Annotated in this window: 5 protein-coding genes and 1 pseudogene; 3 read left to right on the forward strand and 3 right to left on the reverse strand. The window is 33.7% G+C overall.

Going from position 1 to position 7,555, the window contains the following annotated elements:
- Positions 1-197: 197 nt before the first annotated feature.
- The 3 genes from Q0L29_RS13645 to Q0L29_RS13655 form a co-directional block, all read right to left on the reverse strand.
- A complete protein-coding gene (locus Q0L29_RS13645; protein WP_296622522.1) occupies positions 198-1,736 on the reverse strand; it encodes a S8 family serine peptidase in 1,539 nt (512 codons plus the stop codon).
- A gap of 369 nt (positions 1,737-2,105) precedes the next feature.
- On the reverse strand, positions 2,106-2,846 hold the full coding sequence (locus Q0L29_RS13650; RefSeq protein ID WP_296622524.1) for a hypothetical protein: 741 nt from the start codon (positions 2,844-2,846) through the stop codon (positions 2,106-2,108).
- 56 nt (positions 2,847-2,902) lie between these two features.
- A complete protein-coding gene (locus tag Q0L29_RS13655; protein WP_296622526.1) occupies positions 2,903-4,141 on the reverse strand; it encodes an ABC transporter permease in 1,239 nt (412 codons plus the stop codon).
- Between the two features lie 135 nt (positions 4,142-4,276).
- Here Q0L29_RS13655 and Q0L29_RS13660 point away from each other — a divergent pair, with 135 nt between their 5' ends.
- The 3 genes and pseudogenes from Q0L29_RS13660 to Q0L29_RS13670 all read left to right on the forward strand — a co-directional run.
- Positions 4,277-5,545 (forward strand): asparagine synthetase B, encoded by a 1,269-nt coding sequence (locus Q0L29_RS13660; protein ID WP_296622528.1) that lies wholly within the window; start codon positions 4,277-4,279, stop codon positions 5,543-5,545.
- A gap of 445 nt (positions 5,546-5,990) precedes the next feature.
- Complete coding sequence (locus Q0L29_RS13665; protein WP_296622530.1) at positions 5,991-6,500, forward strand: hypothetical protein; 510 nt, start codon at positions 5,991-5,993, stop codon at positions 6,498-6,500.
- Between the two features lie 742 nt (positions 6,501-7,242).
- Positions 7,243-7,555, forward strand: a pseudogene (locus Q0L29_RS13670) (hypothetical protein); the annotation flags it as partial.

Genomic DNA, 7,555 nt, shown 5'->3' on the forward strand with positions numbered 1-7,555 from the left:
GTGTATAGGAAGTTCCTGATTATAACAGAACTCCAAAACGGAAATTACCCGGAAATGAGTCGTAGTTTTAACTTTTATAAAAGGTAGTTGTGCAACAGCCACGGACGCTTGCGCAAGAAATTACGATAGGATTTAAAAATAAAAAAGGCTGTCTCGCACTTGACGAAACAACCTTTCAATACAGCATTTAAAATAATTTATTGAACTGCAGTCAATGCATTTAAGTTTCCATATCCAAATTCAGAATTTCTGCTTGGATAAAAATCTGAAGACTCTTTTAATTTTTGTAATACTTGATCTCTGTTCCATGATGGATTTTTAGACCAGACCAAAGCTGCAATTCCTGCAGTAGTAGCAGTAGCTACAGAAGACCCACCAACAGTTGATGGCTGATTTCCGCTCATGGCTACTGACAGCGGATGAGCATCAGAACCCGCTTTTTCCATAATTACAGTGAAATCAACTTTATCTCCAGAGTGACAAGTATTACATCTTTTATACCTTCCTTCTTTTACTCCGGTTACTGCTACAGTTTCATTCATATTAGCAGGAAAAATAACGCCATACCAATTCGTCCAGCTTGTGGAAGTACCAGCAGCAGCAAAAATCAGCTTTCCTTTTCCATAAGCATACCGAATACCATCAGCTACTTTTGAGTTATGATAAACATCTCCTATGGACATACTGATGATTTTAACATCAGAGCGACCTCCTAAAAACACTAAGGCCTCGGTCACTCCATCTTTTTCATTTCCACCATTCACCACTACATCACTTGTTCCTCTAACGCCTACTAAATTTGCATTATAAGCTACACCAACAGCGGAACCATCGCTGCTTCTTGGAGCAGTAGCGACCCCAGCCATGGAAGTACCATGACCACATTTATCATCCGGACCATCATATTCTTTCCACCACCAAGAACCAGTTTGGTAAGTCCCTTTTCTTTCAACTGTTCTGTTTTGAGAATAACCTGAATTGAATTGACTGCCCAATTTAGCTTGATCAGGAGATAAGCCCGTATCAATCATACCAATAGTAATTCCTGCTCCTGTGCTGTAATTCCATGCCTGATCAATTCCCATTTGAGGATAATTCCATGACATTTTTGCTCCCGGAGCAATATCAGTATAAAGACCTGCTATATTATAGTTAGGCTCATTGGAACAACCAGAATCACTATAACGCTCGTTCTCTCCATATTTCTGAAAATCCACTACATAGCTAACTGGTTCTACGTAACGGACATTATCCAAAGATCGCAATCTGTTAATCACCTCTAAATCGTAGACTTTCATTTCCATAAAAGGCAGAACTTCATGTGAGAAGTTAGGTAATTCCTCATCCGTGATGTTTTCTTGTCTTTTTCTCTCAATTACAGATCTTGTTTCATCCAAAATATCCATTCTTGAATTCACCCAATCAGGATCCTGGACATTAATTGAGGTCATTCTTTCATTGATATTGGTCTCACCTGCGGCTAAGTAGCCAACTGTCAAAATACTGTCAGAGTGTACTAAAGCACTCCATAACTGAACATCATTAAGTTCTGACCAATTAAATTCATTTCTTTCTTCTAATGCATTTTTAATAATAGCATCAATTTCTTCTTTGGGGACAATCTCAATCTCTTGTTCTGGCTGAATATTATCATCAATTAGACTTAAGTTTTCATCATCTTGCGAACAAGACCATAATAAAGCCGAAGCCAAAAAAACTGTTAAAATTTTTCTCATTTCCATAGTAATTAGTTTTGGTTTTAATTTATGCTGTATGACGAGTAATTTGCGAAACTTAAATTTAACTTACAAGCGTTTGTTAGAATTAAATTTGCATTTATCCAAGAAAAAGAGAATTAATAGATGAAGTAAACTACTCTCAAATGCTCGTGAGCTATATTCATTGAAATTTATTTGGAAGAGGAGTCTTAAGGAATTTGAAATTATGACTCGAGGGTTATTTGGAAAACAGAAGTGATAAGGAATTGATAGGTCTTAGTTTTTGATAAAAAACACAAGCTAGAAGCCCTCACTAGCTTTGAAGGAAGTACTGCCATTTTACTAGATTGTCAGCTCATAGAAGTTATAATTACGCAAGCAACTTTATTATTTCTTATCAAAATAGACTTCTTTGCCATCATATTTGATCATATATCGGCCTTTGGGAAGCTTTCGGATATCACAAGAAACATCTTTTCCTCTTTTTATAATCCTACTATTATTGTTATAAAGTAAATAGCTTACTTCCTCGGTAAACTCAATAATCCACTTATCTTCATCTATTGCGTGGCTAATTTCCGCTTTATCGGAATAAAAATTAAAGCTTTCGGAATATTTAACCTCTATTTTAGAATCATGATATTGCACTCTATACAGGTTATCACCTTGTATGTGATCTAATTCTACACTATGCTGATTTATGAATATCCCACCCTTAGTTTTAACTGTATCCAAAGGCATCCAACCATCGTTCGTATCTTTCTCCACTATATAAAAACCATCCTTTGACTCCTTTGTGGTTATCCAAATAATTTGATTTTCATCTACATAAATTTTCAGCCAGCTAAATTTCAAATCATTTTCAATAACTTCAGGATTTGTGAGTTCGGGTTGGCAATCATCTTGGTGAACAATGCGTATTACTACTCTGGTATCCTGCTCAAGATTTTTCATATCAATTTCATAAGCAGAAACTGTTGGATTTTTAACTATTAACTCACCATTTAAATAAATCTCTTCAATGCAAAACCCTGAATCCTGACCTAGATATGGATTTCTTACAAATACATTTTCCCCATGATAGAATCCTCTAAAATAACTATCTTTTCCTATTAGCGAATAGGACATGCTTATAAGCAGTATTATGAGGAGTAAATATTTCTTCATGTTTCTTTACTTACCGATCATTCATATCTTAACGATTCGATAGGGTCTAGTTTTGAAGCTTTATAAGCCGGGTAATAACCAGAAATTAAGCCTACTATAACGCAAATTACAACACCCACAAACATCCACAGCCATGGGACTACAAATCCGCCCTCACCTACTATTGAAGCTATTCCATTTCCAATACCTATACCTAAAATTATGCCAGCAATTCCTCCAATTTGACAGATAACAATTGCTTCCCATAAAAACTGTAGTCGAATTTTAGTTGGAGATGCGCCTATTGCTTTTCTAATGCCAATTTCTCGAGTTCTCTCCGTTACAGAGACCATCATAATATTCATTAAGCCAATGGAAGCGCCCAAAAGTGTAATAGCTCCAATGGCAAAACCTCCAATTCTTAAATAGCCTGCAATTTCCTCCATTCTTTCGGCTAAGGACTCACTTTTCTGAATATTAAAGGAGTTTTCCTGACCGATACCATCTCTTCTAATTCCTCGCATCACACCAGTTGCTTCAGCTATGCCTTTTTCCATAAAAATGGGATCTGGAACAGAAACTGTAATATCATATTGTAAAGTTCTGTTGGCAAATAAAGTAGATAACCCCACTGGAATTAATACAGATTGATCAGCTCCACCACCACCCATTCCACCTTGTTCTTTTAGAACTCCAATTACCTTGAACCTAGAACCAAAAAATGAGATGTCTTTATTTATAGGATCAACATTTTCTTTAAATAATTTATCTACAACATTAGCACCCAAAATTACTACACCACTGTTATTTTGTACTTCCAAAGGGGCGAAATTTCGTCCTTTAGCTATTTCATAAGCATTTTGAATTAAATAATTCTCATCAGAGGCATAAACTCTTATTGTTGGAGTCGTCTTTTCGGACTTATACTTTAACTCAGCACTTCCCGTAATTCTGGTAGAAATAGAAACATTCCCTGCAAAATTATATTTACTTTTAAATTGAACCGCCTCTTTGTAGCCAATAGGCTCATAGCGTTTTTCCTTCTTACCTTGAGTTGTACTGCTTCTTCCGTCCAATCCTCTGGCTTCAATATCAAAATTATTGGCTCCTAATCCTGCCAAGTTTCCACTTACAGAACTTTGTATCCCATCAATAGCAGTCAAGATTCCCACCAAGGCAGTGATACCAATGGCAATAATCGCAGCAGTTAAAATCGTCCTTAATCGATTACCCTTAATCGATCTAACGCCCTCTTTAATGTTTTCTAGATAATCCAAAAGCAATTAATAATTTTGTAAATTATGGCAATTTAATGTGATTATTCACGATATATTACATAAAAGTAAGAAACTTTGATTTGAAACTCGATTTATTATATTTAGTTATACATTTAAGAATTGTTTTATATTGATATGACTCAAAAAATTTTCCTTTACATATTCATCATATTCCTTTCTGCTCAGAGTTTGCAAGCCAATCAAATTTTAGTGCCTATGGATAAGGAGCAGTCCAATCATTTGAAAGCTTATGGAGTAGCTTTTTGGATATTGGAAAAGGAAATTCCTGTAGATTGGTTGCTAAATCATAGAGGAGGAAGTTTTATGATAGAAAGTAGGCAAACTATCATCAATGAATTAATTATAAGAGGAGTATCATATGAAATAATTTCAGATGCAGCGGCCAATAACTTATTGGACGAAATTGCCAGCCCATCTTCGAATAAAGATGCTATGCGATTGGATAAAGTGCCTAAAATCGCAGTATATTCCCCTAAATCAAAGCAACCTTGGGATGATGCAGTTACCTTAGTGTTGACTTATGCTGAAATTCCTTATGATGTAATTTTCGATGATGAAATTATGACTGAAGGATTATCAGATTATGATTGGTTGCATTTGCACCACGAGGATTTCACAGGTCAATACGGGAAATTTTACCGGAGCTATGCCAACCAGCCTTGGTACATAGAACAACAAAAGGAATATGAAGCAATGGCTAAGAAACATGGTTTTAGAAAAGTATCACAACTTAAACTTGCCATAACGCAGAAAATAAGAGGTTTCGTAAACAAAGGAGGTTTTCTATTTGCTATGTGTTCTGCTACAGATACATATGATATTGCTTTGGCTGCCGCAGGGATTGACATAGCTGCCAGAATGTATGATGGTGACCCTGCAGATCCAAATGCTCAAGAAAAATTAGACTATGAGCAAACACTTGCTTTCGAAGATTTCAAACTGGAAATGAATCCACTTGAATACGAATATTCAAACATAGACCAAAATCAAATTGACAGGCCCGGCATAAAAGAGGGAAATGATTTCTTTACATTATTTGAATTCTCTGCCAAATGGGATCCTATTCCTACTATGTTAACCCAAAATCATGAGAAACTTGTGAAAGGTTTTATGGGGCAAACTACCGCTTATAAAAAGAAATTGATAAAGCCTGATGTGGTGATTTTAGGTGAAAATTCATCAATTGATGAGGCTCGTTATATCCATGGAATTTTTGGAAAAGGCTTTTGGACTTTTTATGGCGGACATGATCCGGAAGATTATCAGCACTTTGTGGGAGAGCCACCAACCGATTTAAATTTACATCCCAATTCTCCTGGCTATCGATTGATTCTGAATAACATATTATTTCCTGCGGCTAAAAAGAAAAAGAAGAAGACCTAATTAATTTAATACAATTTCAACATTTAACTAAAATGTTTGTTTTCAAATTAGACTTCTAAAAATTAGGATAAAATAGTTATTGTTATTTATTATAATTCTTACCTCATTTTTATACTTTTTTTTTTATAACCGTCCAAATAAATATATTCACATATTTATAATAAAATTAAATATCCCATGATTTATTAAATCGGTTAAAATACAGTATTTCAAATAGTTACATATTTTCTTGTTTACTAATTTTTAGGAAATACCTTTGCAATCCTAAAATTTAATTTAAACCCAAAAAGTACAAGAAATGAACACTACTACTCAAAAGAACAATTCAAAAGTAAACACGGAAAAAGAACAATTATTGAAGAGAATCTTAGAAAATAAGAAAGTAAATGCTCATCAGTTATGTGAAGCAAATTGTGTAAGCAATTAATATCAATATAAAACACTAATGTTTCAATCAATATCTGCCAAATCTAATGAAAACTTATTAAAAGCATTAGATAGCAATGAAGATCATATCATTTTAGAAGGTTTTATGGAAAGATATTCTGTAAATCGTGAGGATGCGGAAGAAATCCTAAAAGAAACCAAAAAATGGTTATGGCTAGCTTCGGAGAATATTAAGGAAAAGAAAGGATTTCGTCTTTTTATTGACGGTTCCTTATTGATCATTGATGAGATGTGGCATAATTTCATATTACACACACGTGCCTATCAGAAATTTTGTAATGAAAAACTAAATTTATTTGTGCACCACGAACCTACTCCTGCTTCAGAGAAGATAATAGGCTTTGATAGCGAGGAAGAAAAACAGAAATTTCAGAAGCACCAAGAAGAAAAATTGAGTCAGCAATTATCCTATATTTATGATAAATTAGGAGCTGAAACGGTAAGTAAATGGTATGAAGAATTTCCTGAAAAATTTAGTGAAAAGAAAATCCAAGCTTTAAAGCGATAATTCATCTTACACAGATTTAAAAAAAACGGTAGTTGTAACATTATTTACATCTACCGTTTTTTCTTATAATATAGCAAGATTTCATATTTTCCAACCGGCACCTACCCCCTCAATCACAGCCCTATGATCCCCTCCAATGCTATTAAGTTAAGCATATTCTAATTTGGTTTTTTTTCGCTTTAGCGGAAATCCTATTGTTTTTTTAAGTTTCTCGTATGTTTGATAAAAAAATAATGTTTGCATGTTCTATTATCGGCAACTTATTTCCACCACAATAGAAAATAACCTTGGTTATTTTTCAGGATTGTATTGAAAGTTGAGACTTCCAAGCCTAACTTAATAGCATTGATGAACCTCAAGGGATAGCCTTACAGATTTACATCAGTAGAAAACTATAAGTTTTACCACTATTTTCTACTTTTCACCCGTATTGATTATCTGGTTGTGAAGACACAAGCAATGCAAGACCAAATTTAATATACATATACCGTCTTTCTTAAGACTTATGGATTGAGAAAAAATTATAACAATAATCTCCATATATCATAAAGGCCTAAAAATTTTCAATATTATTCTATATATTTCTATTTCAGAGATATTTTATCCATAGAATTTGAAAAGAAGAATTTTACATATTAACAATCCCTTCATAAATAAAAAGATTATAACTTTCATCTTTTTTGTAGTCCTATCATTTTTGAATTTATATATAGGTCATAGCCAATCCTATTTTTCCCCCATAATGCAACATTATTCCGCTAAAGATTATAAAGCTGGAATATCAAATTGGGATATGCTACAAACTGAAGATGGCCTACTGTATTTCTCTAATTTAAATGGAATCCTAAAGTTTGATGGTAATGAATGGCAATTTATCACAATAAAAGGAGGGAAAATTAGTCGTACCATTCATATTGATCATAAAGGAAGAATTTATGTTGGCAGCAATAATGAATTTGGATATTTGACTATTGATAGCTTAGAAAATATCTATTATCATTCTTTACGTACTAAACTAGAAGTTGAAAGAATCGGTCAAGTACTGCAGATTTTAA

Origin of the sequence: Marivirga sp. (genome assembly GCF_024636815.1) — a bacterium.
In the GTDB taxonomy this organism is placed as follows: Bacteria; Bacteroidota; Bacteroidia; order Cytophagales; family Cyclobacteriaceae; genus Marivirga.

What these genes read in the sequence shown, in the direction of transcription:
- Q0L29_RS13645 (WP_296622522.1), bottom strand. Translation starts at nt 1,736, where the DNA reads ATGAGAAAAATTTTAACAGTTTTTTTGGCTTCGGCTTTATTATGGTCT.
- Q0L29_RS13650 (WP_296622524.1), bottom strand. Translation starts at nt 2,846, where the DNA reads ATGTCCTATTCGCTAATAGGAAAAGATAGTTATTTTAGAGGATTCTAT.
- Q0L29_RS13660 (WP_296622528.1), top strand. Translation starts at nt 4,277, where the DNA reads ATGACTCAAAAAATTTTCCTTTACATATTCATCATATTCCTTTCTGCT.
- Q0L29_RS13665 (WP_296622530.1), top strand. Translation starts at nt 5,991, where the DNA reads ATGTTTCAATCAATATCTGCCAAATCTAATGAAAACTTATTAAAAGCA.